We start from the raw sequence: 23571 nt of genomic DNA, 5'->3' as shown, positions 1-23571 counted from the left end.
CATCAGGGTTCGCCCCCGAGACGCCCCTGATCTTCGACGCCGCCGCAGGTCGAACACCTCCCCCGCCCGGGGTCAGGGCCGATATCAGGGTCCGACCAGGGTCATTCCGACTGCCGCCGGAGCGTTCCGCTTGCCACCATGGAGTCATGACAGATCACCAGCACGCCGCGGACGCCGTGCCCGACGGGGGCGCCGCGCCCGACGCGGCCGCCCCGTCCACCGGCGCCCCGGGCGCCGCAGGTGAGAAGCCTCGCGCGCACGGAAAGCAGGACAGGCACGGAGGGCAGGGAAGGCACGGAACCCAGGCCGATGCGGGCCAGGCTCCGGAAGGCGGCGAGGCGGTCGAGCGCCCGCCCAGGTTCCGGCGCGACCGGCGGCACAAGATGCTCGCCGGGGTGTGCGCGGGCCTCGGGCGGCAGTACGACATGGACCCGGTCATCTTCCGGATCACCCTCGCCGTGCTCTCCGCGACCGGCGGCATCGGCCTCATCTTCTACGGTTTCGCCTGGCTCTTCGTCCCGTATGCCGACGAGGAGGAGAACGAGGTACGGAAGCTGCTGACCGGCCGGGTCGACGGCCAGGCCCTCACGGCCGTGCTGTTCGCACTGGTCGGCTGCGGGGTGTTCCTGTCGATGCTGAACAACGGCAGCGTGCTGACCTTCGCCGTCGTCCTCTCCCTGCTCCTCGCGGGCGCCGGGTACTGGTCGCGGCACCGGGACTCCTCCGACCCCGACCCGCTCGCCGCGCAGGCCGTCGCCGACGCCCCGCCGGAGGCGCAGGCGCCGCCGGTCCCGTCCGCCTACCCCTCCTGGTGGCGCGACCCCATCGTCAAGGACGGCACACACGTCGGCGGCACGGGCTATCTGTGGGGTCCGCGCGACTCCCGAGGCCGGGACATCTCGGCGTATGTCAACGTCAGCCTGACCGGCCACGAGCACGACCCGGACGGCCCCGAGGACATACGCACCCCGCCCGGCCGCTCCTCCGGGCCGCGCGGCCCCCGCTGGATCGGCGGCTGGGTCTTCCTGCTGGCCCTGCTCGCGGGCACCCTGGCCACCCGGCTCCTCTGGGACGACCACGCGCTCGGCACCAGCCTGCAGGCCGGCCTCGCGGCCGCGCTCATCGTGCTCGGCGCCGGCATCGCGGTCAGCTCGTTCCTGGGGCGCACGGGCGCGGGGTCGGTGTTCCTGGCGATCCTCACAGCGGCCCTGCTGGCCGGCTCGACGGCCCTGCCCAAGGACATCGGCACGCACTGGATCGACACGACCTGGCAGCCCACGGCGGTGGCGGACGTGCGGGAGGCCTACGACCTGGGCACCGGCGCGGGCACCCTGGACCTGTCCCGGCTGGAGCTGGCCAAGGGGCAGACGGTGAGCACCAACGCCGAGGTGGGGGTGGGCAAGCTGAGGGTGATCGTGCCGCCGGACGTGACCGTGAAGGTGAAGATCGACGTGGGGCTGGGGGACATCCAGCTGCCGGGCGACGACAAGAAGGACGTGGACGTGGAGCCGGGCAAGCACCAGGAGACGACCCTGACCCCGGTGTCGGGCGCGAAGGACGCCGGGACGATCGACCTCGACCTCCAGGTCGGAGCGGGACAGGCGGAGGTGGCCCGTGCTACGTCATGAGTTCCGGCCGGGCAGGCTGGTCGCCGGTCTCTTCTTCACCCTCGCGGGCGTCGTCTACGCAGGTGACGCGGGCGGGCTCTGGGAGACACCGTGGTTCGCCGTCATCCCGCTGGTCGTGGCCGGGCTCTGCCTGGCGGGCGCGACGGCTGCCGTGACCCGGGCCCTGCGCAGACGGAGCGGACGGGGCCGGGGCATACCGGCCGAGGCGGGCGGGCCAGACCAAGTGGCCTGACCGATGGTCCTTGGCTTCTGACCCCATGCTCGGCTGGTTCCTGCCCTACTGGCCCTTGGGTCCTTGGCGCCTGCCCTGCCGGCCGGGGTCCTGGTGCCCGCTCTCCTGACCGGGGTCCCTGGGTCCGCCCCCGCCTGGCCGGAGATCCCTGGCCCCCGCCCGCTGGTTCTTGCCCCCGTCCCCTGGCCCCCGCCCGCTGGTACTTGCCCCCGTCCCCTGGCCCCCGGCCGGAGACCGCTTGGCCGGAGACCACTTGGCCGGAGCCCGCTTGACCGGAGACCACTTGACCGGAGGCCGGAGGATCCTGACCGGGGCCCGGAGAAAGCCTTGCCGGAGGCCGGAGGATCTCTGACCGGGGCCAGACCCCGCTCGCCCCGCTCCAAGGCCCCGCCCGTTTCCTGCGACTTGACCTGCCGGTCAGGTCCTAGCTGAGGCCGCCTGAGCGTTGGCGGCGGCGGTTGTGCAGGAGGGCGTCGAGGGAGAGGTAGGGGGCGCCTGCGAGGACGAGGGGGAGCCAGGCCATGAGGTAGGCCAGGTCGTTGCCGTAGTAGTACGGCTCCGAGGCCCAGCTCACCGTCAGCCACAGGCTGAGCGAGATCAGCGCGCCGCCGAGTGCGGCGAGGCGGGTGAGCAGGCCGAACAGGGCGCCGAGGCCGACGGCGAGTTCACCGAGGGCGATGGCGTAGCCGAAGCCGACCGGGTTCTTCAGGGCCAGGTCGACCAGGGCGGGGATGGCCGAGGAGTCACGGACGGCGCGCATGGTGTCGCCGATCGAGCCGGCGCCGCTGTCCTTCATGAAGGCGCTGTCGGTGAGTTTGTCGAGGCCCGCGTAGATGAAGGTGACGCCGAGGAAGACGCGCAGAGGAAGGAGGGCGTACCGGGTGGCGGTGTCCCGCCAGCCGCGGCCGCCGCCGTCGAGATAAGGGGGGTAGGTGTCCGTCCGCATGCCGTGAGCCATCGCCGTAGCCGCCTCTCGCCCGCCTGAGTGGGACCCCTCAACAGACCATACGTACGAAATGGGGGATGCGCTCAACTGTTTGAGCCGACAAAACTGTCCGTGCCGCCCATCTGTCGCCCCGCCCCGCCCCGGCCTTCGCCGCTGCGGTCACTCCGTCGCTCTCTCCCTCACTCCGTCACGTCGATCGCGTACCGGTTCGTCTCCACGCCGGCCGCCGTCACGACCTGTACCTCCACCCGGCCCGGCTCCACGTCCGCGGGGACCGGGACGGTGAGGACCGCGTCGGCGGGGTTGCTGAAGCCGCCCGTGACCGGGACGAGGGGGACGTGGACGTGGACCGGGCCGATGCGGACCACCATGCGGGAGAGCCGGTCGGCGCCCTGCGCGCCGGGCGGGACGAAGCCGGCGCCGCGGATCTCGATGTCGTCGCCGGTGCGGATCGGGGCGTCGAGGTCGCCGGCCTCGCGGGAGCGGACGACGGAGAGGATGACGGGCCGACCGCCCTCGGCGTACTTGCCGGCGACGTAGGTCGCGGCGGACACGAGGACCACCACAGCGAGGCCCCAGGGCAGGTCGGGCAGCTGGTCGGGGCGGCGGGCCAGCCGGACGGCGGCGAAGACCAGGGCGACGGCGCTGATCGCCACGTACTGGATGTCGGCGAAGGTGCCGCGGCCGGCGTCGTCGGTCAGGAGGTCGGCGGCCCGGGGGCGGTGGGCGCGGACCTTCTGCAGCCGCTGGCCGAGGACGCGCAGGCCGACCACGCGGCGCACCAGCACGGCGATCCCGCAGACCACGGCGAGGACGGTGACCACGCCGGCCCCGCGGGCGAGGTCGAGCCCGGAGATCAGCGCGTCGCGCTCGGCGTGCCCGGAGGCGGCGGCGAGCCGGCCGACCAGGACGAGCACGGCGTAGGCGACGAGCAGCACCCAGGCCGCGGCGACCGCGCGGGAGGTGGACAGCCGGTTGTCCTCGCCGATGACGGGGGCGAGGACGCCGCCGCGCGCCCGGTGGAACCAGGAGGCGGTGGTCAGCGCGCCGGCGACGAGGAGCGCGGCGAGGAGTCCGGCGGTGCGGGCCGAGGTCCAGCCCGCGCCGATCGCGGTCAGGGACTGGACCAGCAGCAGCGCGACGACCGTCGCCCACACGGTGACCGCCGTCCGCAGCCACAGACGGGTCAGCCAGGCCTCGCCCTCGGCGCGGCCGCGTTCGGCGACGAGTTCCGCGGACTGCGTCAGCTCCTCGGAGACCCACTGGCGGGAGGCCGAGGCGGAGTGGGCGACCGCGGCGGGCAGCCCCTGTCCGGCGGCGAACTCCTCGCGTTTCAGCAGGAACTCCGCCACCGCGCGCCGATGTCCCTCGCGCGCCCCGTGCGGACAGTCCCCGCAGGCGCAGCCGCCCTCGTGAGCGCCCGGTCCCGTGCCCGGGTTCACGCTCCGTCTCGCCTCCTGCACCGCCACGTCCGACGCCCGCCTTCCCCACAACCCGAACGGAGGGCGGCCCTTGAAGAACCGATGAAAACCGGATGAAGGGCCCGATAAAGGACCCGGCCGCCGCCCTGTGAACAACTCCCCTGTGCCGACAGCGAATTGTGCCCTACGGCACACCCTCTGTTGTCGGCAGGTCTGGTCAGCGCGGGTGAAGAAGGGCACGGTCGTGTTGACCCGGCTGCAAGAATTTCCGTATGGCCGAGATCATCCAGCGTGACGGGACCTGGGCCTTCGACGGCACGACGGTCCGGATCACGCCGGGACTCCACCGCTCCGTGCCGCTGTTCCGGCAGACGTACGGGGAGATCGCCGTGCCGCTGGAGGCGGTCGCCGGGGTCGTCTACGAGCCCGAGCGCAGGCGTGGGCGGCTGCGGCTGCGACTGCGCGAGGGGGCCGACCCGCTGCTCCAGTCGACCGGCGGACGGCTGCCCGAGGCGGCCGATCCCTATCGGCTCACGGTGGACGCGGACCGTTCCGGGGTCGCCGAGTACGTCGCCGAGGAGATCCGGCACGCTCTGCTGCTCGACCAGGTCCCGCAGGAACCGGCCCAGGCGTACCTCCTGCCGGGGCCGCCGGTGCCGGTCTCCGTCCGGTCCTCCGACGGCACGGTCTCCTTCGACGGGCTCCAGGTGCGGATCGACTGGGCGGACACCTCGGACCGGGTGAAGCGGGCGACCGGCCCGCGCATCATCGCCGTCGGCGACCTCGCGCAGGTCGAGTGGCTGCCCAACTCCGGCCACGAGGACGGCTTCCTGCGCTTCGTGACCCACGAGACGGTGTTCTCGAAGCTGCCGGCGGAGAAGGACCCCTACACCCTGGATCTGTGGGGCAGTGTGCGGCGGGATCTGTTGACGGCGCTGGTGGCGACCGCGGTCACGGCGCGGCTGCCGCACCCTTCGACCTCCGTCGAGGACAGGGCCGCCCCTCGCCAGGCAGTCCCGGGCCAGGCAGCCCCGGGTCGGGCGGTCCCGGCCGCGGTCGTCCCGGCCCAGGCCGACCGGCACGACGTACTGCTGCGACGGCTGCGGGAGTTGGGCGAGCTGCATCGGGACGGGGTGCTCACGGACGAGGAGTTCGCGAGGACGAAGGCCGTGATACTGCGCGACTTCTAGACGAGTTCCGGACAAGCGGTTCGGGAACGGCTCGGGACAGGCCTGTTCAGCACACCTAGCTCAGCAGATCCGGTTCGCTGCGGCTGATGTCCTGCCAGAGGGGCTGGTAGTTGATCCAGGCCACCAGGTCGCCGCCGAGCTGCTCCCGGGTCGCCACCGCCGCCTTGTGGTCGATCAGGATCGGCCGGCCGGCCGCGCGGGCGGTGAGCTGGACCTGGCTGGAGCGTTCCATCGACAGGAACCACCAGGCCGCCGCGTCGATCGAGTCCCCGACGGTCAACAGGCCGTGGTTGCGCAGCACGAGGGCCTTGCGGGAGCCGAGCGCGGACGCGATGCGCCGGCCTTCCTGGGCGTCGACGGCCACGCCGGTGTAGGCGTCGTAGAGGGCGTGGTCCTCGTAGAAGGCGCAGCTCTCCTGGGTGATGGGGTCGAGCAGCTCGCCGAGGGCGGCGAGGGCACGGCCGTGCACGGAGTGGCAGTGGGCGACGGCGACGACGTCGGGGCGGGCCGCGTGCACCTGGGCGTGAACGGTGAAGGCGGCCTGGTTGACGTGGTAGCCGCCCTCGACGACCTGTCCGTCGGCGTTGGCCAGGACCAGGTCGCTGACGGTGACGTGCTTGAACGGCATCCCGAACGGGTTGACCCAGAAGCAGTCGCTGAACTCGGGGTCGCGCGCGGTGATGTGCCCCGAGACGCCGTCCTCGAAGCCGAGCCGCCCGAAGATCCGCACTGCGCCCGCCAGCCGTTCCTTACGGTGGCGGCGCTCGTCCTCCACCGAGTCGTGCATCGGCGGCATCGCGAACTGCAGCCGTTCGGTGGGCAGCGGGGCAGGCGGTGTGGGCCCGTGCATCGGTCCTCCAGCACTGGGTGGGTGTACGGGCGGAAGTTACCGTCGGTCAGCGCAGGAGAACAGCGCTGTTCTGTAAAGATGACGCACGCAACCGTTCCGGTGGCTCGCGGGTCTGGTGTGCAGAACCAGAGGTTCACCGTCCCTTTTCAGCCAGCACAGCACCGGAGCCCTCCTTGAGCAACGCCGAACGCCACCTCAACAGCCTCATGCGGCAGCTGGCGGCCCAGCAGACCGTCGAGCTGGTGCACCCCTTCTCCGACCTGAAGACCTTCGGCTCGCTCGTCTACGTCGCCGAGTGCTTCGGCTTCCGCTATGCGGGCGTACGGATCGTCGGCCGCCACAAGGTGCTGCACGTGGACCTCGTCCGCGATCCCGAGCCGTGGGCGCAGCAGCGCGCGGCGGCGAACGTGGCCGCGTTTCCGCAGGTCGGCCTGGGCGGCCCGGTGCCCGGCATGTACCTGAACTCGCTCACGCCGGTGCCCGAGGCGCAGGCCGACGTCGACCTGATCACCTCGCTCATCAGATACGACGGCCTGGTCGTGGCCGGCGACCGCAGAAAGCTGCTGACCATCGGCTGGGGCTCCGGCGCCCTGTTCCTGCTCCTTGCCCTGCTGACCGGCACGTATGTCGTCCTGCTGCCGCTCGCCGTGGTGATGCCGGCGTTCGTGCTCGGCGCCCTGCGCATCAACACGGTCCGCCGCGCGAACCTGGCCCGACGGCTTACGGCCGCGGGCTGCACGCCGGTGCGCGACGAGAAGGGCGTGGAGCGGTTCGTCCGGCCGGTGCCGTACACGGCCTGAGTGCGTGAGCTCACGGCCTCGTGGGCGCGTGGGCGCGTGGGCTCTGAATACCTGCCAGAAGATGTCGGGTATCGGCGTCACACTCGCCGTATGACAGTCAACTGGGCGGCCTTCGTCGCCGTGGAGCCCGAGTTCGCCGGGATCGTCGAGGCTCGGTTCGGCGCGTTCACCCATCACGTCCTCGCGACCCTCCGCAGGGACGGCTCACCGCGCACCAGCGGGCTGGAGGTCCGTTTCCTGGGCGGCGAGCTGTGGCTGGGCATGATGCCGGGCTCGCTGAAGGTCCTCGACCTGCGCCGCGACCCGCGTTTCGCCCTCCAGGCCAACCTCGGCGAGGGCACGGGGATGGGCGGCGGGGACGTACGGATCGCCGGTCGGGCCGTCGAGGCGGCGGACGGCGCGGCGAAGGCGGCGTACGTGAAAGAGGTGGAACCGCCGCAGCCGTTCCACCTCTTCCGCACCGAGCTGACGGAGGTCGTACGGACCTACGTCGAGGACGACACGTATCTCGTCGCCCAGGTGTGGACGCCCGGAGAGTCGGTGCGGACTCTCAAGCGGACGTGACCCTCAAGAACAGCGGGACTACTCCCACTCGATCGTGCCCGGCGGCTTCGAGGTGACGTCGACGACCACGCGGTTGACGTCACGGACCTCGTTGGTGATCCGGGTGGAGATCTTCGCCAGGACGTCGTACGGCAGGCGGGACCAGTCGGCGGTCATCGCGTCCTCGGAGGAGACCGGGCGCAGCACGATCGGGTGGCCGTAGGTGCGGCCGTCGCCCTGGACGCCGACACTGCGGACGTCCGCGAGGAGGACCACCGGGCACTGCCAGATCTCACGGTCGAGACCGGCGGCCGTCAGCTCCTCGCGGGCGATGGCGTCGGCGTCGCGGAGCAGGTCGAGGCGGTCCTTCGTCACCTCGCCGACGATCCGGATGCCGAGGCCCGGGCCCGGGAAGGGCTGGCGCTGGACGATCTCCTCCGGCAGGCCGAGCTCCTGGCCGACCATCCGGACCTCGTCCTTGAACAGCTTGCGCAGCGGCTCGACGAGCTGGAACTCCAGGTCCTCGGGGAGGCCGCCGACATTGTGGTGCGACTTGATGTTGGCGGTGCCGGTGCCGCCGCCGGACTCCACCACGTCCGGGTACAGCGTGCCCTGGACCAGGAAGGCGACCTCGGGGCCGTCGTCCGCGATGATCTCCGCCTGGGCCTGCTCGAAGACCCGGATGAACTCGCGGCCGATGATCTTCCGCTTCTCCTCGGGGTCGCTGACGCCCTTGAGCGCGGTGAGGAAGCGCTCCTCGGCGTCCACGACGACCAGCTTGACGCCGGTCGCGGCCACGAAGTCCTTCTCGACCTGCTCGGTCTCGCCCTTGCGCATCAGGCCGTGGTCGACGTACACGCAGGTCAGCTGGTCTCCGATGGCCCGCCCGACCAGGGCGGCGGCGACGGCGGAGTCCACGCCGCCGGACAGCCCGCAGATGGCGCGCTTGTCGCCGACCTGCTCGCGGATCGCGGCGACCTGCTCCTCGATCACGTTGCCCGTGGTCCAGGACGGGGTCAGGCCCGCGCCCCGGTACAGGAAGTGCTCCAGGACCTGCTGGCCGTGCGTGGAGTGCATGACCTCGGGGTGGTGCTGGACGCCGTAGAGCTTCTTCTCGTCGTTCTCGAAGGCGGCGACCGGGACGACGTCCGTGGACGCCGTGACGGTGAACCCCTCGGGGGCGGCGGAACAGGCGTCGCCGTGCGACATCCAGACGGCCTGCTCGGCCGGGGTGCCCTCGAAGAGGGTGGAGGACACGCGGGAGACGTGCAGGTCGGTGCGGCCGTACTCACGGGCGCCGGTGTTGTCGACGGTGCCGCCGAGGGTCTGCGCCATCAGCTGGAAGCCGTAGCACATGCCGAAGACGGGGACGCCGGCCTCGAAGAGCGCGGGGTCGAGGCGGGGGGCGCCCTCCTCGTACACGGACGAGGGGCCGCCGGACAGGATGATCGCCGCCGGGTTCTTGGCGAGGATCTCCGCGACCGGCATGGTGCTCGGCACGATCTCGCTGTAGACCCGGGCCTCGCGGACTCGACGGGCGATGAGCTGGGCGTACTGCGCGCCGAAGTCGACGACCAGGACGGTGTCGGGGGCGGTGGCAGCGGGAGTCGCTGATGACACGGGTTGCCTTCCGGCGGCTGGGCAGGTCTCTGTGTCAGCGATTCTACCGAGGTGGGCGTGGGACAGGTCCCGGCTGCCAGGGGCTGCCGCCCCCGAACCCCCGCTTCGGCCCTGAACGGGCCTCTTCCCCAAACGCCGGACGGGCTGGATGTGAGGGCCTGGATGTGACGAACACCGCTTGGAAGGCACCCTCGGCCCATGCATACTGGGTCCATGCTTTCGCCCACGACCTTCCTCTTTACCTATGGCAACCGGCCCACCGGCTGCCATGGTCGTGCTGCTTGAGCAACTGACAAGCGACTTCCCAGGCGCCCCGGGCCGACAAGGCCCGGGGCGTCTGGCGTTTTCCCGGGTCCTGTCCTTCCGGGGCGCCTCACCCCACCTTTCGAGGAGCCCCCGAGATGACCGTCACCGCCACCGACAAGACCGCGCGGACCTCCGCCGACAAGACCGGCGCCCGTACCGACGAGGCCGCCGGGGTGATCACCGGCGCCCGCGAGCGCGTCGACGCGCTCGACGATCGGATCATCGGTCTCGTACAGGAACGCATGGCCGTGTCCGCCGTGATCCAGGACGCCCGGATCGCCTCCGGCGGCCGGCGCGTGAACCTCTCCCGGGAGATGGAGATCCTCGACCACTACCGCGAGGCCCTGGGCAAGCCCGGCACGGCCCTCGCCATGACGCTCCTCGAACTGTGCCGCGGGCGGGTCTGAGGTGCGGATCGCATCTGAGTTCGTGCCGCCTCTCACCCGTACGGCGCGTGACCGGCCCCGGGCGGGCTTCGTTGGTACCGGTGTCCGCTCCAGCCAGGGGTGGGCCCGGAGAACCACGCGTGGCTCACTGGGGCGATGAGGCGTACGGATCGTGCCGTGCGTCGTGGGACCTCGCTCCAGGTAAGTGACCGGACGGCAGGGGACAGCAGCCCGGTCACCCAAGAGAACGGCCGGCCTCGGGGACGCCCGGGGCCGACCGGCGGAAAATGCAAAAATGCACAAGGGCTGGGTCAAACGGTTGCGGGCGCCGCGTTCATCCAGCACGATGCGTAGAAAGCCCCTGAGACAACCCTCGGGACAGCTCCGAGCAGCCTCAAGTCCCGTCCCGGACAACAGTGTTGCGCGCCATGGCCGCAATGCCCTGCTCGACTGCCAGAGGTCCAGACCTGCGAAGCGCGGCACCCCACGAAGCGCGGGCGCGACACAACAGGACAAGCCAGCGGCGCAACCCCCCGGCGCCGCTCCCAGGCACCGGCGCTGCCCTGACGCCGGTGCTGACGATAAAGAAGGGCCTCGCGGCTCCGTCCCGCGAGGCCCTTCGTCATGTCCGGACCGTCATGTCCGGACCGTCATGTCCGGAAAATCAGGTCCGGATCCGTGATCCTTCACAGCCCCTTCGCCGTTCTTTCACTACCCTTTCGCGCCACTTTCACTGTATGTACACATCAAGCCTCTTAGGACCCCCTTCAAGCCAAACAGCACTTGAGCAACTTTCAGCCAGCCACCGATCGCTTTAGATCACCCCACCCGCCCCACGTTCATCGGACTCTCCGAGGAATCCCACAGGTGGCGGACAGACAGGGGGATCACGCGCGTGGCGATCAAACGGCGGACGCTCTTCGTCATAGGGGTGGCGACCGCGGCCGTGGCCGCGGGGACCACCGCCGTGCAGGCGGCCCTGACCGACAACATGTATCCGACCCAGAACTACTTCCACACCTGCGTGGACGGGAACATGGGCGACGGCTTCTGCCAGACCGACAACAAGACCCTGACGATCTACCGCGAGGGCAGTCTGACCTCGGCGGAGAAGAGCACGATCGCCCGTGCGGCGAAGGACTACTACGGTCCGACCGACCTCGTCGTGAAGATCCAGTCCTCGGGTGTCTACCGGGGCGGCGCCGAGACGGACGTCGTCTACAAGGCGAAGACCCTCTCGCGCGGCAAGATCGGCATCACCTGGTGCGACGACGCCGTGGACGCGAAGAAGTGCGACCAGCACTACATCGTGTTCAACAAGGACCACACCGGAATCGGCTCCGTCAACAAGTCGGACGCCTGCCACGAGACCGGGCACGCCGTCGGCCTGACGCACGGCCCCAACGCCAGCCCCCGCCTCGACCTGTACGACGACCGCCTCGGCTGCATGTCGTACAACGACGTCTACCGGCTCGGCGCCAACAACAAAGAAAACATCAACGCGACCTACTGAGATCCGGCCATACGGCCATACGGCCATCCGACCAGGGGGAATCTCGTGGCACCGAGCACCAGAACAAGTACTCGAACGAAGATGAAGACGACGGGGACGGTGTTGGGCACAGCCCTGGCCGGTGTCCTGATCGGCACGGCCGCGCTCGCCCCGTTCGCGGACGGCGCTCGCCCGAACGACGCTCTCGCGGACGTGACCCGCGCGAGTGACGCAGGAGGGCGCGGGGACGTCATCCTGGGCGAGTCGAAGGACGCCATCCCCTCCCGCACCGCGAGCGACTGGATCTCGTACGGCGACCAGGCCGCGGTCGTCCACGTGGCCGCCGAGCACGAAGGGGTCGCCGACAGCGAGGAGGTGACGGCCGGCGAGGGCTATCTGTCGCGGACGGTCGACCTCCAGGTCAAGGAGCGCGTGTGGGCGCGGTCCGGCGCCACGGCGCTGCCCGACACCCTGTCGATCGTCGTGGACGGCTGGGAGTTCAAGGACGACGGCAGGCTCCGCGTGAGCTCGCAGGACGCGTCCCGTATGGAGGTCGGACACGACTACCTGGTCTCCTTCGCCCACTTCTCCGACGGTGAGTGGTCGACGCTGGGGACCGGCGCGATCCTGCCCTACGACGGCAACGAGGTGGGCCGGGGCGAGTACCAGGGCGCGACGGTCACCAGCGCGGCCTACCGCACGACGATGGCGGCCCAGCTGGTCACCGGCGTGGCGGAGCCCATGACCTACCAGGCCGCCGGCAAGACCGCGGCCGCCGTCAAGACGCTCCTGGCCGCCGCCGCCCCCGACGCCACCGCGGCCGCGAACTACAACCTCGACGCGGTGTCCCGGGCCAGGCTGGTCGCCAAGGCGGCGGTCGCCGCCGCCTTGGCCGCGGACACCTTCTGCCGGGTGGCGGCGCCGCTCGCGACCGACGCCGGCAGCAAGTACGCGCCGGGTGAGCTCTCCGGCATCCTGTCGGACCTCGGCGGAATGACCGACACGCCGGCGGACGGCGTGGTTCTGCGGGCCTACGCCGCGCAGCTGAGCGCCGGCGACGCCGACACCTGGGTCGGCAGCGCCATCCGCAGGGCCGCGGCCACCCGCATCGAGCGCGCCTGCACCATCGACGTGGGCGACCTCCTGCCGAACGACACGGAGGGCGCGGAGTAACTCGGCGGCTGAAGCACTTCGGTAGCCGAGCAGCGCGACCTCCGTCCGCGGACGGCACGGCCGGGGTGGCCCGGACGCTCGGGTCACCCCGGCCGCATGAACGAACAGGGCTCCTACGGCGTCACAGTGGCGGCGGACCGGAGACCACCGGAGCCGCCGCGACCTGCTGGACAGACATCGGACCGAGACCGGACCGACAAGGGGGAGTCCCGTGGCCATGACCACGCCGACCGAGCGAAGGAAGATCTCGACCATCCCGGGGGCGGTGCTGGGCGTCGTCGTCGCCGGTTCACTGGCACTCGTCTCGTGCGGCGCCGACGGCACGAGCGGCACGGACAACGCGAGCGACGCGGGCCGGGGCGACGAGCGCGGCGCCGGCCAGGTCGTGTTCACCGACGCGGAGGCGAAGGAGGCCGTCCCCTCCTTCACCGCGACCGACTGGGTGTCGTACGGGGACCAGGTCGCCGTCGTGCGGGTGGCGGCCGAGCACGAACGCCCCGACCCGGAGTCCGGAGACGACACGGAGTCCCAGAGCGGTGAGGAGTCCGGGAGCGGTGAGGAGTATCTGCCGAGGACGGTCGACCTGCGGGTGACCCAGCACGTGTGGGAGCGCTCCGACGCGCCGGCCCTGCCCGACTCCCTGACGGTCACCGTCGACGGCTGGGAGGTCAAGGACGGCGTCCGGGTCCGCGTGGGCACGCCGGACGCCTCGCGGCTGGAGGTCGGGCACGACTACGTGATCTCGTTCGCCCGCTACTCCGACGGCGTCTGGTCGCCGCTGGGGTCGGGCGGTGTCCTGCCGTACGACGACGGGCGGGTCGGGCAGGGGGAGTTCGAGGGCGACACCGTCACCGTCGGCGCCTACCGCTCGGCGCTGGAGCGGCGGCTGGTGTCCGGCGAGGAGCCGCCGGTGGCCTACCGGACCGTCGGGAAGGCCGCGGCCGGCGTCGGGAAGGTCCTGCGGAGCGCGAAGCCCGACCCGACGGCGGCGGCGCACTTCGACCTGGACGCGCCCGCCCGGCACCAGAAGGTCACGGGGGCGACGACCGAGCCCGCGGACACCTTCTGCTCGGTCGCGGCGCCGCTCGCGGTGTCCGAGGACAGCCGCTACACACCGGACGAGCTCGCCTCCGTCCTCACCGACCTGACCGACCTCACGGGACCGGCGGCGGACGACGTCACGGCGCTGCGCGCGTACGCCGCCTCCCTCGACGCCGGCACGGAGGCCGACGCCGGCAAGGGTTCGGCGGACGACAGCGCCCGCAAGACCTCGATCCGCGCGATCGAGAAGGAGTGCGGCATCGACGTGGGAGAGCTGCGCCCCACCGCGAACGGCTGAGGCGGACGCGACCCTACGACACGACAATGTGACGCAGGCCACATAAAGATCCTGTGTGGAGAGGGCAACTCTTCACAGGCCCCACCAGTCACACCTACTGAACCAAGGATCAACTCCGCGGTTCCCGCATACCTGCACCGGCCCCGTCGGCCGACGGGGAAGCGACACGGGACCTGCGCTCGGAGGGGGGCGCAGGTCCCTTCGTGTTTCACCCCCGCTTGGGCGGCACCGCCGGGATCCCCAGGAACGGCAGCTTCAGCGCGCCGAACGCGTCCGCGGGCACCGCGGGGTCGCACGGCTCCACCGGCTTCAGCCGCCGGTACGCCGCTCCCGGGTCGGGGCGCGGGTCCGCCTCGCCCTTGTTCGGCCAGTACGACATCGCCCGCTCGGCCTGGGCGGTGATGGTGAGCGAGGGGTTCACGCCCAGGTTCGCGGAGACCGCCGCGCCGTCGACGACCGAGATGCCGGGATGGCCGTACAGCCGGTGGTACGGGTCGATCACGCCCGTCTCGTGTGAGGCGCCGATCGGGCAGCCGCCGAGGAAGTGGGCGGTCAGCGGGGTGCCCATCAGCTCGCCCACGTTGGAGCCGGCGAAGCCGTTGATGTCGGCGGCGATGGCGGAGGCGGCCTCCGAAGCGGCCCTGATCTGCTTGGGGTTGGGGGCGCCATGGCCCTGACGTGCCGTCAGCAGCCCCTTGCCGACGCCGGTCGGCTTCAGATACGTCGTCAGCGAGTTGTCCAGGGACTGCATCACCAGGCCGATGATGGTCCGCTCCGACCAGCGGCGGTTGGAGAGCGAGCGCAGGACGAGGAGGGGGTGGCGGGCCGCGTTCGCCAGCCAGCCGCCGACCCTCGACGAGCCCTCGGCGTAAGGGACCTGGAGGATCGACAGGCCGCCCATCGAGTTCGAGCCCCGGCCGTAGCGGACCGGCTCGATGTGGGTGGACTCGTCCGGGTGGACGGAGGAGGTGATGGCGACTCCGCGCGTGAAGTCGACCCGCGCCTTCCCGGTCGCCTTGCGGTAGCGCCGGTCGGTGGTCTGGGAGCCGACCAGGGCCTCGGAGTTGGTACGGGTCAGCTCGCCCAGCTTCTCCGAGAGATACGGCAGTTGCCCGCCGGACTTCATACGGTGCAGCAGGGTCTGGGTGCCGTAGGTGCCGGCGGCGAGGACGACGCGGCGGGCCGTGAAGGTACGTCCCTCGGCCTTGCGGCGGCCGTCGGTGGGGAGGGTGGCGACCGCGTACCCGCCGCGCGAGTCGTCCGTGAGCGACACCACCGTCGTCATGGGGTGGACGACCGCGCCCGCCTTCTCGGCGAGGTGGAGATAGTTCTCGTTGAGGGTGTTCTTCGCGCCGTGCCGGCAGCCCGTCATGCACTCGCCGCACTCGGTGCAGGCCTTGCGGGCCGGGCCCGCGCCCCCGAAGTAGGGGTCGGGCACCTGCTCCCCCGGCCTCGCCTTCGCCGCGCCGTCCGCGTCCTCGCCGTCGCCGAAGAACACGCCGACCGGCGCCATGTGGAAGGTGCTCCCGACGCCCATCCGCTCGGCCGCCGCCTTCAGATGCACGTCGGACGGGGTCATCGTCGGGTTGAGCCGCACGCCCAGCATGCGCCGGGCCTGGTCGTAGTACGGCGTCAGCTCCTCCTGCCAGTCCGTGATGTCCCGCCACTGCGGGTCCTCGAAGAACGGCTTCGGCGGTACGTAGAGGGTGTTGGCGTAGTTGAGGGAGCCGCCGCCCACGCCCGCGCCGGCGAGGACCATGACGTTGCCCAGCAGATGGATGCGCTGGATGCCGTACATGCCGAGCTTGGGGGCCCAGAGGTAGTTCCTGAGGTCCCAGGAGTTCTTGGGGAGCGTGCCGGGGGTGAAACGGCGTCCCGCCTCCAGGACCCCGACCCGGTAGCCCTTCTCCGTCAGGCGCAGGGCGGTGACGGAACCGCCGAAGCCCGAACCGACGACGATGACGTCGTAGTCGTAGTCGTATGCGTCCTGGGACACGTGCTCTCCTCGTTGAAAGCCGTAAAACTTGCCGAGCCCGTAGAACCTGCCGAGCCCGCTGAGCCCCCAGCCCGATCTAGCGCAGCCGGAATGCCTTCATCGCCCTCAGGCTGCGGGTCATGAACTCCGCGTACTTCTCGTCGCTCATTCCCAGGGACGGGGCCATCGGGAGCAGGCGCTGCTGGGCGACGGTCTGGGCCTCGGTGTACTTGAGGATGCCCTCGGAGCCGTGGCGGCGGCCGAGGCCGGAGTCCTTCATGCCGCCCATGGGCGACTGGACGCTGCCGTAGGCGGAGGCGTACCCCTCGTTGACGTTCACGGTGCCGGCGCGGACGCGGGCGGCGACCTCGCGGCCACGGCGGCCGTCCTTCGTCCAGACCGACGAGTTCAGGCCGTACGGTGTGGCGTTGGCGAGCTCGATCGCCTCGTCCTCGGTCTTGAAGCGGTAGATCGAGACGACCGGGCCGAACGTCTCCTCCGTGCACACCGACATGGGCTCGGTGACCCCGTCGAGGATGGTCGGCTCGTAGAAGTAGGGGCCGATGTCGGGACGGGCCACCCCTCCCGCGACCACCTTGGCGCCCTTCTCGACCGCCTCGTCGACATGCCGCGTGACCGTCTCCAGCTGGCGTTCGCCCACCAGCGAGCCCATGTCGGCGCCGTAGGCGAGGGAGTTGCCGAGCCGCATGCCCTTCGTGCGGGCGGCGAAGCGCTCGACGAAGACGTCCGCGATCGACTCGTGGACGTACAACCGCTCGATGGAGATGCAGAGTTGGCCCGCGGAGGAGAAGCAGGCGCGGACCGCGCCCGCGGCCGCCTTCTCTATGTCGGCGTCGGCGAGGACCAACATGGCGTTCTTGCCGCCGAGTTCGAGGGAGACGCCGACCAGCCGGGCGGCGGCGCCCTGGGCGACCTCGCGGCCGGTGCGGGTGGAGCCGGTGAAGGAGACGTAGTCGGCGTGCTTGACGACCTCCGGGCCGATGACGGGGCCCTCGCCGAGGACGACCTGGAAGACACCGGCCGGCAGACCGGCCTCGATGAGCAGGTCGCGGGCCCACAGGGCGGTCAGGCAGGTCTCCGTGTCCGGCTTCATGACGACCGCGTTGCCTGCCGCGAACGCGGGGATCGCGTCGCCGACCGACAGTTCCAGCGGGTAGTTCCAGGGGGCGATCTGGCCGACGACACCGCGCGGGTGGCGCAGTTCGGTGACCTTCGTCAGGGTCGGCATCGCGCCGGCGTGCCGCTTGGGGCGGAGGTAGGCGGGGGCCTTGCGGCCGTAGTGGCGGGCCGCGACGGCGACGGCCTGCACCTCCTCGTGGGCGTGCAGCCGCGCCTTGCCGGTCTCCAGCTGGATCAGGTCCAGGACCTCGGCCTGGCGGGCCAGGATCAGGTCGTGGAAGCGCAGCAGCACGGCGGCGCGCTCCCGTACGGGCGTCCGCTCCCACACGGCCTGCGCGACGCGGGCCGCCGCGAAGGCCTCGCGCACGTCGTCGGGGGTGGACTCGGGCAGGTCGGCGAGCTTCTCGCCGGTGAACGGCGTGTGGTTCGCGGTCCGGCCGGAGCCGACGACGCCCTTGGTCAGCTGGGCGACGAGCTGGGGGGTGACCACGTCGGCGGCCGTGCGGACGCCGGTGGGGGCTGGGGCGAGCGGGTTGGTGCCGGTCTTTTCCGGGGCCTGCGAGTCCGTCATGAGGCGCAGGGTATGACGTGCGGAAGACTTTGGGTACCCGTGGGTAACGCGCCTTCACCTGCCTCGCACACGACGCCAGTGCGCACTGGCATGGAATGCGCTGATCAGGGCGTTGTACGGCGACACGCCGACCGTTTTGAGCTCGTTCTCCAGCCGTTCCTCGGCCCGTTCTTCAGCCCGCTCCGATCTCCAGACGGCCGCGCGCCTCCTTGAACACGGCCGTGCCCTGCTTCTCCTGCGGGGTGCCCTTGGGCATGTCGACGCGCAGTTCGTACATCCGGCTGTCGTCGGTGCGGACGAAGAGCTCCATGACCCGGGTCGGGACCTCGTCCAGTCCGTACGTGGTGTCGGCGAGCGCGGCCTCGTCCCCGTGGAACGAGGTGCGGGTCGTCTGCGTGCGCGCGTCCTGCGCGTAACCGCTCCATATCTCGTGCGCCTGAGCCGCCCGAGCCATCGGCGCATCCGGCGCACTGTCCCACTGCGTGAGGCGTACGTCGATGGAGCCGGCCGAGTAGACCACCAGCCGCGGCTGGTCGCTCGCGTCGTCCTGCCGCGCGGTCTCCCGGTACCGGCTCGGGAGGGACAGTACGGCGTCCAGGCCGGTCTCCCGGTGGGCCTGCCAGGGGTCGGGCGAGACCGACGGGGTCACCGGCCCCGACGAAGCCTCCGACGTGCCCGGAGCCGCCGGGGCCGAGCTGTAGGTCGCGGTCTGCCCGCCGATCGCCCTGCCGTCGGAGTCCCGGAGGAGAGACGTACCCAGCCAGGCACCCGAGACGAGGACACCGACGAGGAGAGCGAGAGGAAGCGGACGGAGGGGGAAGGGGCGGAGGGGGCGAGGGCGGGGGCGGGAGACGGAAGGCTGCGCCTGTATTCGGGGGCCGGGATCGGGGTCGGGGCCAGGGCCGGGGTCGGAGGCGGGGTCGGGGTCGGGGTCGGATCCGGGGTCGTCGGATCCGGGGTCGGGAGCGGAGTCGGGGCCGGGAGCGAGGTCGGAGCCGAGGTCGACGTCGCGGACGGGATCGGGGTCGGGTTCGGGATGGGGATGGGGATGGGGATGGGGGCCAGAGGCGGAGCCGGGACCGGAGCCGGAGCGGAAACCTGGGTCGGGATCGAGGTCGGAGCCCGGCGTCTCCGTCGAGTCGGGGCCTGCGGGCCCCACCCGGACCGTCCCCACGTCCTCCCCGAACTCCCGCAGCCACCCCACGTCCTGAGGCTCCACCCCGGCCTCTGCCCCGGCCTCTGCCCCTGCCCCTGCCCCTGCCCCCGCCTCGGCGCCCACCCCGGTGCCCGCCCAGGCCCCGTCCTCCTCCGATTCCTTCGTTTCCTCCGATTCCGCCGCGCCCGCCGCAGCCACCGCCTCCAGAGCCGCGGCGACCGTCTCCGGGCCCGGACGCGCTTCCGGGGCGCGGGCCAGGAGTCGTACGACGAGAGGGGCGAGCGGGCCGGCCTGCTTCGGCTCGGGCGGGTCGGCGGCGAGGATCGCGGCGAGGGTGGACTCCACCGTCGTACGGCGGAACGGGGACCAGCCCTCTACGGCCGCGTACAGCAGGACTCCCAGGGACCACAGGTCGGAGGCCGGACCCGCGCCTCGGCCGGACATCCGCTCCGGGGCGATGAACTCCAGCGAGCCGACGAACTCACCGCTGGCGGTGAGGGACTCCTCGCCCTGGATGTGGGCGATGCCGAAGTCGGTGAGGACGACGCGGCCGTTCGGGCCGAGCAGGACGTTGGCCGGCTTGACGTCGCGGTGAACGATGCCGACGGCGTGCGCGGCCCGCAGCGCCCCGAGGACGGCGAGGCCGATGCGGGCGGACTCGACGGGGTCGAGAGGCCCCCGTCTCAGCAGCTCGTGCAGCGACTCGCCGCGGATCAACTCCATGACGATCCATGGGAGTCCGCCCTCGACGTCGGGGTCTCCCTCCACGACCACGTCGTACACGGAGACGGCGGACGGATGGTCGACGCGGGCGGCGGCCCGGGCCTCCCGGTAGAGACGGTGGGCGGCGCGGCGGTGGGCCTCGTCCTCCGGGTCGCCGGGCAGCCGTGGCTGTTTGACGGCGACCTCGCGTTCCATGAGTTCGTCGTACGCCCGCCAGACCGTGCCCATCCCGCCGGAGCCGATGCGTTCGAGCAGCCGGTAACGCCCGCTGACTGTCCGGCCCTTGTCGCCCCCTGGGTCCCCGCCGTTGCTCATGTCCCATGACTACCGTGCGGGACGCCCGCTTGTCGACGCGACCGGGCACCGCGCGGCCCGGGATGGTCTTACCCCCTCACCCTCCGAACTCGCCGAGTGTCAGCCGCCCGTCCTCCCTCCGCACCTCCACCGCGCCCGACCCACCGAAGTGCGCCGGAATCACCAACTCCCGTTCCTCCGCCGCTCGTTCCAGCACCCGGAGCCTGCTGGCCGCCGCCCGGCGCGGATCGAGGCAGAAGCAGCTGCTGCACTCCGGGCGCACCACCTGCACAGGGCTGTGCATCAAGTCCCCTACGAACACGGCCCGTTCGCCGCGCGAGGCGAGCCGCAGCACCGCCGAGCCGGGGGTGTGGCCGGGGGCCGACTCCAGGGTGAGGTGCTCGTCGATGCGGTACTCCCCGTCCCAGAGCTCGGCCTGCCCGGCCCGGTGCACGGGCGCGACGCTGTCCTCGTAGACCAGGCGGTCGTCCTCCCGTACCCCGCCGCCGTAGCCGCCCGCCGGGCCGAAGTGGGCGTCGTCGGCGGCCGGCAGGAGGTAGCGGGCCCGGGGGAAGGCCGGCGCCCACTCGCCCTCGACGTCGACGGTGTTCCAGCCGACGTGGTCCGCGTGGATATGCGTGTTGACGACGACGTCGACGTCCTGCGGGCGCACCCCCGCCCGCGCCAGCCGCCCCGGCAGGTCGCCCTGACGCCGGTGGAAGTGCGGAAAGCCCGGCCGCTCACGCCCGTTGCCCACTCCGGTGTCGACGAGTACCGTCCGCCCGGCGCTGCGCACGACCCAGGTCTGCAGCGCGGACACCACCCGGTCGCTGTCGGGGTCCCAGTGGTCGGGGGCGAGCAGCCCGCGGTGCTCCTTCCACACCTCGGGGCCGCAGTCGGGGACGAGCACGGGGGCGGGCACGAAGAGGGACTGCCACTCGACGACACGGAGGACCTCGACGTCCCCGATCACGAAACTCTGCACGTGCTCATCAACCAGGTCAGGTGTCATGTCATCACTCATGTCAGGCGTCGTGTCATCACTCATGTCAGGCGTCGTGTCATCACTCATGTCAGGCGTCATGTCATCGAGCCTAGGAAGAGGCCGGTGAGTGTTTCGATGCCTGGACGGCTCAGCCGGATACGCATGCGTCTCACGACAGGGTCGCCATGGACCGTACGCTGCCCCCATGGACCTGGTGAGCGACGCGATCTCCTCCGTACGAACCGGGCTTCCGCACTCCAACCGGCTGAGTGTGAGCGGGAGTTGGTGCACCCGGCTGGCCGCCTACGAAGGCGCCGGGTTCCATGTCGTCCTCGCGGGCGTCTGCTGGCTGCTGCCGGAGGGAGGCGGCGCGTGGCTGCGGCTGGGGGCGGGGGACGTCGTACTGCTGCCGCACGGCGCGGAACACGTGCTGGCCGACGCGCCGGTGGACGCGGCGACGGCCGCCCGCGCGGCGCCGTTCGAGGACGCCGAACGTCCGGCGGGGCCGACGGACGCCGTCGGCGACGTGGAACTCCTCTGCGGCAAGTACCGGCTGGACCGCAGCCGGACCCACCCCCTGCTGGCGGAACTGCCCCAGGTCGTCCATCTGCCGAACCGGGCCGACCGCCCCGCCGAACTCCGGGCCGCCGTGGACCTGTTGGCCGGTGAGCTGGACGGTCGCCGCCCGGGCTCCGCCCTCGCCCTGCCGAGCCTGCTCGACCTGCTCCTCGTCTACATGGTCCGGGCGTGGCTGGCGCGGGCCGCGACGGGCGCCTGGCCTGCGGTGCTGGGCGACCCGGTCGCCACGGCCGCGCTGCGCGCCCTGCACTCCGACCCCGCCGCCCCCTGGACCGCCGACCGGCTGGCCGCCCGGGCGGGCGTCTCCCGGGCGACGCTGTCCCGCCGCTTCACCGCGCTGGTCGGCCGGCCGCCGATGGCGTACCTCACGTGGTGGCGTCTGACGCTGGCCGCCGCCCGGCTGCGCGACTCGGACGCGCCGCTGGCGACGGTCGCCCGGGAGGCGGGGTACGGCAGCCCATACGCGCTCTCCCACGCCTTCAGCCGGGAGTTCGGGACGACGCCGGGGAGGTTCAGAGCTGGTCGACCTTCAGGTTCGCGATCGCCGTCCGCGCCACCTCCCGGCCCCGCTCGGTGAAGTCGCCCCTGCCCGGGTAGGCGACGGTGAGCTTGTACATGTCGCCGGCGGAGGACTTGTAGTAGAAGATCCGCAGCTCGCGCGGGCGGGGGTCCTGGGAGTCGTCGGTGGTGTACTTCACGGTGTTCCCGGCGGCCTTCTCACCGTGGAACGTCGCGTTGTCGTCGGTGACGGTCCTCGCGCCCTTGGGCATGTCGAGGCGGTAGCTGCCGCTGTCCTTGAACTCGCCGTTGTCGGCGTACATCTCGGCGGCGGCGGAGTCCTTGATCTCGTCACCGGTGTCCTCCGCCTTCCGGGCGACGGACAGCACGACGGTGACCGCGCCGCTCGGGTCGGTGTAGCTGACCCAGTGGCCGTCGTCGGTCTTACGGTCGGGAAGCCCCTTTTCGTAGCCCCCGGGCACCGCCAGCGTCGCGCGCACGTCCGTCACGTGGTGGGTCTTCCAGCCGTCCGGCAGCGGACCGGCGAACGGATCGGCGAACACCAGATAGGCCGCCACCGCCGCCGCGACGACCGACGCGACACCGGCGGCCCCGATCCCGATCCACGCCCTACGGCCGAACCGGCGCCGCCGAGCAGGGACTTCGGCCTGCTGCACGGTCTGCGTGGGCTGCGTGGGCTGCGTGGGCTGCGGCGGGCGGGGCGCGGGCGGGTTCGCGGCGGCCTGGAGCAGGGCCCGCACCTGCGCGGGCCCGGGGCGGCGCGCGGGATCCTTGTCCAGCAGCCCGTTGACGGCGTCGGCGAGCGGGCCCTGCGCGGCGGGCGGCGCGGGCGCGGCGTTGAGGACGGACTGGAGGGTGGCCGGGGTGTTGCTGCGGCGGAACGGGGAGACGCCCTCCGCCGCCGCGTACAGCACCACGCCGAGGGACCACAGGTCGGACGCCGGACCCGGACGCTGGCCCAGCACCCGCTCGGGCGCGATGTACTCGGGCGAGCCGACGAAGCCGCCGGTGTCGGTCAGGTTCGTCTCGCCCTCGATCTGGGCGATGCCGAAGTCGGTGAGGACGACCCGGTCGTACCGGCCGAGCAGCACGTTGTCCGGCTTGACGTCCCGGTGCAGGATGCCCGCCGCGTGCGCGGCCTCCAGCGCCCCGAGCACCTCCAGGCCGATCCGGGCCGCCTCGCGGATGCTCAGGGTGCCCTCCTGGAGGGCGTCGCCGAGCGAGCGCCCATGGACCAGCTCCATCACGATCCACGGCTGTCCGTCCACGACGGCCACGTCATGCACGTTCACCACGGACGGATGGTCCAGCCGGGCCGCGGCCCGCGCCTCGCGCCGCATCCGCTCGAACGCGTTGGCCCGTTCACGCGCGGAAAGATGGTCCGGAACCCGGGGCTCCTTGACGGCGACCTCACGGTCCACCGTCTCGTCCTTGGCCCGCCACACCGTGCCCATACCGCCGTGCCCGAGCTTGGCGAGCAGCCGGTAACGCCCGGCTATCAGCCGCCCGACACCTGGTTCCTGTGCCCGTGTCTGTGGCGGTGCCTGTGCCGGTGCCTGTGCCGATGCCGATGCCGGTGCCTGCTGAGGTACGGCTGCCTGCGGGTTCGGCGGTTGCAGAACAAAACTCGTCGTCTCGTCGGACTCGTGGCCTACGCCCCCCTGATGACTCATGGGTCCATCCATATCGCGCCAGGCAGGCCG

At 71.8% G+C, this 23571-nt stretch carries 19 protein-coding genes; 10 read left to right on the top strand and 9 right to left on the bottom strand.

What is annotated here, in order from left to right; translation table 11 throughout:
- The first annotated feature begins 146 nt into the window (after positions 1–146).
- Entirely contained in the window at positions 147–1628 is a 1482-nt protein-coding gene (locus OG562_RS26490) for a PspC domain-containing protein (RefSeq protein WP_266401982.1), read from the top strand.
- Positions 1615–1860: a hypothetical protein gene (locus OG562_RS26485; RefSeq protein WP_266401980.1), complete on the top strand. Its 246-nt coding sequence runs from the start codon at positions 1615–1617 to the stop codon at positions 1858–1860. The genes OG562_RS26490 and OG562_RS26485 overlap by 14 nt, the downstream gene beginning before the upstream one ends.
- 424 nt (positions 1861–2284) lie before the next feature.
- On the opposite strand, the gene OG562_RS26480 is transcribed toward OG562_RS26485, so the two are convergent.
- Both OG562_RS26480 and OG562_RS26475 read right to left on the bottom strand, forming a co-directional pair.
- Positions 2285–2818, bottom strand: a complete 534-nt coding sequence (locus OG562_RS26480; RefSeq protein ID WP_266401979.1) for a DoxX family protein — start codon at positions 2816–2818, stop codon at positions 2285–2287.
- A 167-nt stretch (positions 2819–2985) separates the two neighbouring features.
- The gene (locus OG562_RS26475) at positions 2986–4275 is read right to left on the bottom strand and encodes a hypothetical protein (protein WP_266401978.1); all 1290 of its coding nucleotides are present in this window, start codon (positions 4273–4275) and stop codon (positions 2986–2988) included.
- Positions 4276–4499: 224 nt separating this feature from the next.
- On the opposite strand from OG562_RS26475, the gene OG562_RS26470 reads away from it, so the two are divergent.
- Positions 4500–5417, top strand: coding sequence for a DUF4429 domain-containing protein (locus OG562_RS26470; RefSeq protein WP_266401976.1), 918 nt, complete (start codon positions 4500–4502; stop codon positions 5415–5417).
- Between the two features lie 55 nt (positions 5418–5472).
- Here the strand turns inward: OG562_RS26470 and OG562_RS26465 are convergent, their stop codons facing one another.
- Positions 5473–6267, bottom strand: a complete 795-nt coding sequence (locus OG562_RS26465) for a class II aldolase/adducin family protein (RefSeq protein WP_266401974.1) — start codon at positions 6265–6267, stop codon at positions 5473–5475.
- 173 nt (positions 6268–6440) lie between these two features.
- On the opposite strand from OG562_RS26465, the gene OG562_RS26460 reads away from it, so the two are divergent.
- Together OG562_RS26460 and OG562_RS26455 are read left to right on the top strand one after the other, a co-directional pair.
- On the top strand, positions 6441–7067 hold the full coding sequence (locus OG562_RS26460; RefSeq protein ID WP_266401971.1) for a hypothetical protein: 627 nt from the start codon (positions 6441–6443) through the stop codon (positions 7065–7067).
- Between the two features lie 90 nt (positions 7068–7157).
- Entirely contained in the window at positions 7158–7631 is a 474-nt protein-coding gene (locus tag OG562_RS26455; RefSeq protein ID WP_266401968.1) for a pyridoxamine 5'-phosphate oxidase family protein, read from the top strand.
- Between the two features lie 18 nt (positions 7632–7649).
- On the opposite strand, the gene guaA is transcribed toward OG562_RS26455, so the two are convergent.
- Complete coding sequence (gene guaA / locus OG562_RS26450; protein ID WP_266401965.1) at positions 7650–9230, bottom strand: glutamine-hydrolyzing GMP synthase; 1581 nt, start codon at positions 9228–9230, stop codon at positions 7650–7652.
- Positions 9231–9631: 401 nt separating this feature from the next.
- On the opposite strand from guaA, the gene OG562_RS26445 reads away from it, so the two are divergent.
- The 4 genes from OG562_RS26445 to OG562_RS26430 all read left to right on the top strand — a co-directional run bounded on the left by OG562_RS26445 (position 9632) and on the right by OG562_RS26430 (position 13926).
- On the top strand, positions 9632–9943 hold the full coding sequence (locus tag OG562_RS26445) for a chorismate mutase (RefSeq protein ID WP_266401963.1): 312 nt from the start codon (positions 9632–9634) through the stop codon (positions 9941–9943).
- 874 nt (positions 9944–10817) lie between these two features.
- On the top strand, positions 10818–11435 hold the full coding sequence (locus OG562_RS26440; RefSeq protein WP_266401961.1) for a hypothetical protein: 618 nt from the start codon (positions 10818–10820) through the stop codon (positions 11433–11435).
- An 81-nt stretch (positions 11436–11516) separates the two neighbouring features.
- Positions 11517–12587 carry a hypothetical protein gene (locus OG562_RS26435; protein ID WP_266401958.1) on the top strand — a complete coding sequence of 357 codons (1071 nt, stop codon included), beginning with the start codon at positions 11517–11519 and terminating at the stop codon, positions 12585–12587.
- A gap of 217 nt (positions 12588–12804) precedes the next feature.
- The gene (locus OG562_RS26430) at positions 12805–13926 is read left to right on the top strand and encodes a hypothetical protein (protein ID WP_266401956.1); all 1122 of its coding nucleotides are present in this window, start codon (positions 12805–12807) and stop codon (positions 13924–13926) included.
- Between the two features lie 208 nt (positions 13927–14134).
- Here OG562_RS26430 and OG562_RS26425 read toward each other — a convergent pair whose 3' ends face one another.
- The 4 genes from OG562_RS26425 to OG562_RS26410 form a co-directional block, all read right to left on the bottom strand.
- Positions 14135–15922, bottom strand: a complete 1788-nt coding sequence (locus tag OG562_RS26425; protein ID WP_266401954.1) for a GMC oxidoreductase — start codon at positions 15920–15922, stop codon at positions 14135–14137.
- 76 nt (positions 15923–15998) lie between these two features.
- Positions 15999–17612, bottom strand: coding sequence for a succinic semialdehyde dehydrogenase (locus tag OG562_RS26420; protein ID WP_266401953.1), 1614 nt, complete (start codon positions 17610–17612; stop codon positions 15999–16001).
- Between the two features lie 172 nt (positions 17613–17784).
- A complete protein-coding gene (locus OG562_RS26415; protein ID WP_266401950.1) occupies positions 17785–19806 on the bottom strand; it encodes a serine/threonine-protein kinase in 2022 nt (673 codons plus the stop codon).
- Between the two features lie 76 nt (positions 19807–19882).
- On the bottom strand, positions 19883–20797 hold the full coding sequence (locus OG562_RS26410) for an MBL fold metallo-hydrolase (RefSeq protein WP_266401948.1): 915 nt from the start codon (positions 20795–20797) through the stop codon (positions 19883–19885).
- 178 nt (positions 20798–20975) lie between these two features.
- Here OG562_RS26410 and OG562_RS26405 point away from each other — a divergent pair, with 178 nt between their 5' ends.
- The gene (locus OG562_RS26405; RefSeq protein ID WP_266401946.1) at positions 20976–21926 is read left to right on the top strand and encodes an AraC family transcriptional regulator; all 951 of its coding nucleotides are present in this window, start codon (positions 20976–20978) and stop codon (positions 21924–21926) included.
- On the opposite strand, the gene OG562_RS26400 is transcribed toward OG562_RS26405, so the two are convergent.
- Complete coding sequence (locus OG562_RS26400; RefSeq protein WP_266401944.1) at positions 21862–23541, bottom strand: serine/threonine-protein kinase; 1680 nt, start codon at positions 23539–23541, stop codon at positions 21862–21864. The genes OG562_RS26405 and OG562_RS26400 overlap by 65 nt on opposite strands.
- Positions 23542–23571 lie beyond the last annotated feature (30 nt).

It is taken from the genome of Streptomyces sp. NBC_01275 (genome assembly GCF_026340655.1).
GTDB lineage: Bacteria > Actinomycetota > Actinomycetes > Streptomycetales > Streptomycetaceae > Streptomyces.
Note: the sequence above shows the minus strand (reverse complement) of the source record. Positions and strands in the feature narration are given on the sequence as shown.

Bases quoted from the DNA above. Each gene is read 5' to 3' on its own strand.
- OG562_RS26490 (WP_266401982.1), top strand. From the start codon at position 147: ATGACAGATCACCAGCACGCCGCGGACGCCGTGCCCGACGGGGGCGCC.
- OG562_RS26480 (WP_266401979.1), bottom strand. From the start codon at position 2,818: ATGGCTCACGGCATGCGGACGGACACCTACCCCCCTTATCTCGACGGC.
- OG562_RS26470 (WP_266401976.1), top strand. From the start codon at position 4,500: ATGGCCGAGATCATCCAGCGTGACGGGACCTGGGCCTTCGACGGCACG.
- OG562_RS26465 (WP_266401974.1), bottom strand. From the start codon at position 6,267: ATGCACGGGCCCACACCGCCTGCCCCGCTGCCCACCGAACGGCTGCAG.
- OG562_RS26455 (WP_266401968.1), top strand. From the start codon at position 7,158: ATGACAGTCAACTGGGCGGCCTTCGTCGCCGTGGAGCCCGAGTTCGCC.
- OG562_RS26445 (WP_266401963.1), top strand. From the start codon at position 9,632: ATGACCGTCACCGCCACCGACAAGACCGCGCGGACCTCCGCCGACAAG.
- OG562_RS26435 (WP_266401958.1), top strand. From the start codon at position 11,517: ATGAAGACGACGGGGACGGTGTTGGGCACAGCCCTGGCCGGTGTCCTG.
- OG562_RS26430 (WP_266401956.1), top strand. From the start codon at position 12,805: ATGACCACGCCGACCGAGCGAAGGAAGATCTCGACCATCCCGGGGGCG.
- OG562_RS26420 (WP_266401953.1), bottom strand. From the start codon at position 17,612: ATGACGGACTCGCAGGCCCCGGAAAAGACCGGCACCAACCCGCTCGCC.
- OG562_RS26415 (WP_266401950.1), bottom strand. From the start codon at position 19,806: ATGAGCAACGGCGGGGACCCAGGGGGCGACAAGGGCCGGACAGTCAGC.
- OG562_RS26410 (WP_266401948.1), bottom strand. From the start codon at position 20,797: ATGACACCTGACCTGGTTGATGAGCACGTGCAGAGTTTCGTGATCGGG.
- OG562_RS26405 (WP_266401946.1), top strand. From the start codon at position 20,976: ATGGACCTGGTGAGCGACGCGATCTCCTCCGTACGAACCGGGCTTCCG.
- OG562_RS26400 (WP_266401944.1), bottom strand. From the start codon at position 23,541: ATGAGTCATCAGGGGGGCGTAGGCCACGAGTCCGACGAGACGACGAGT.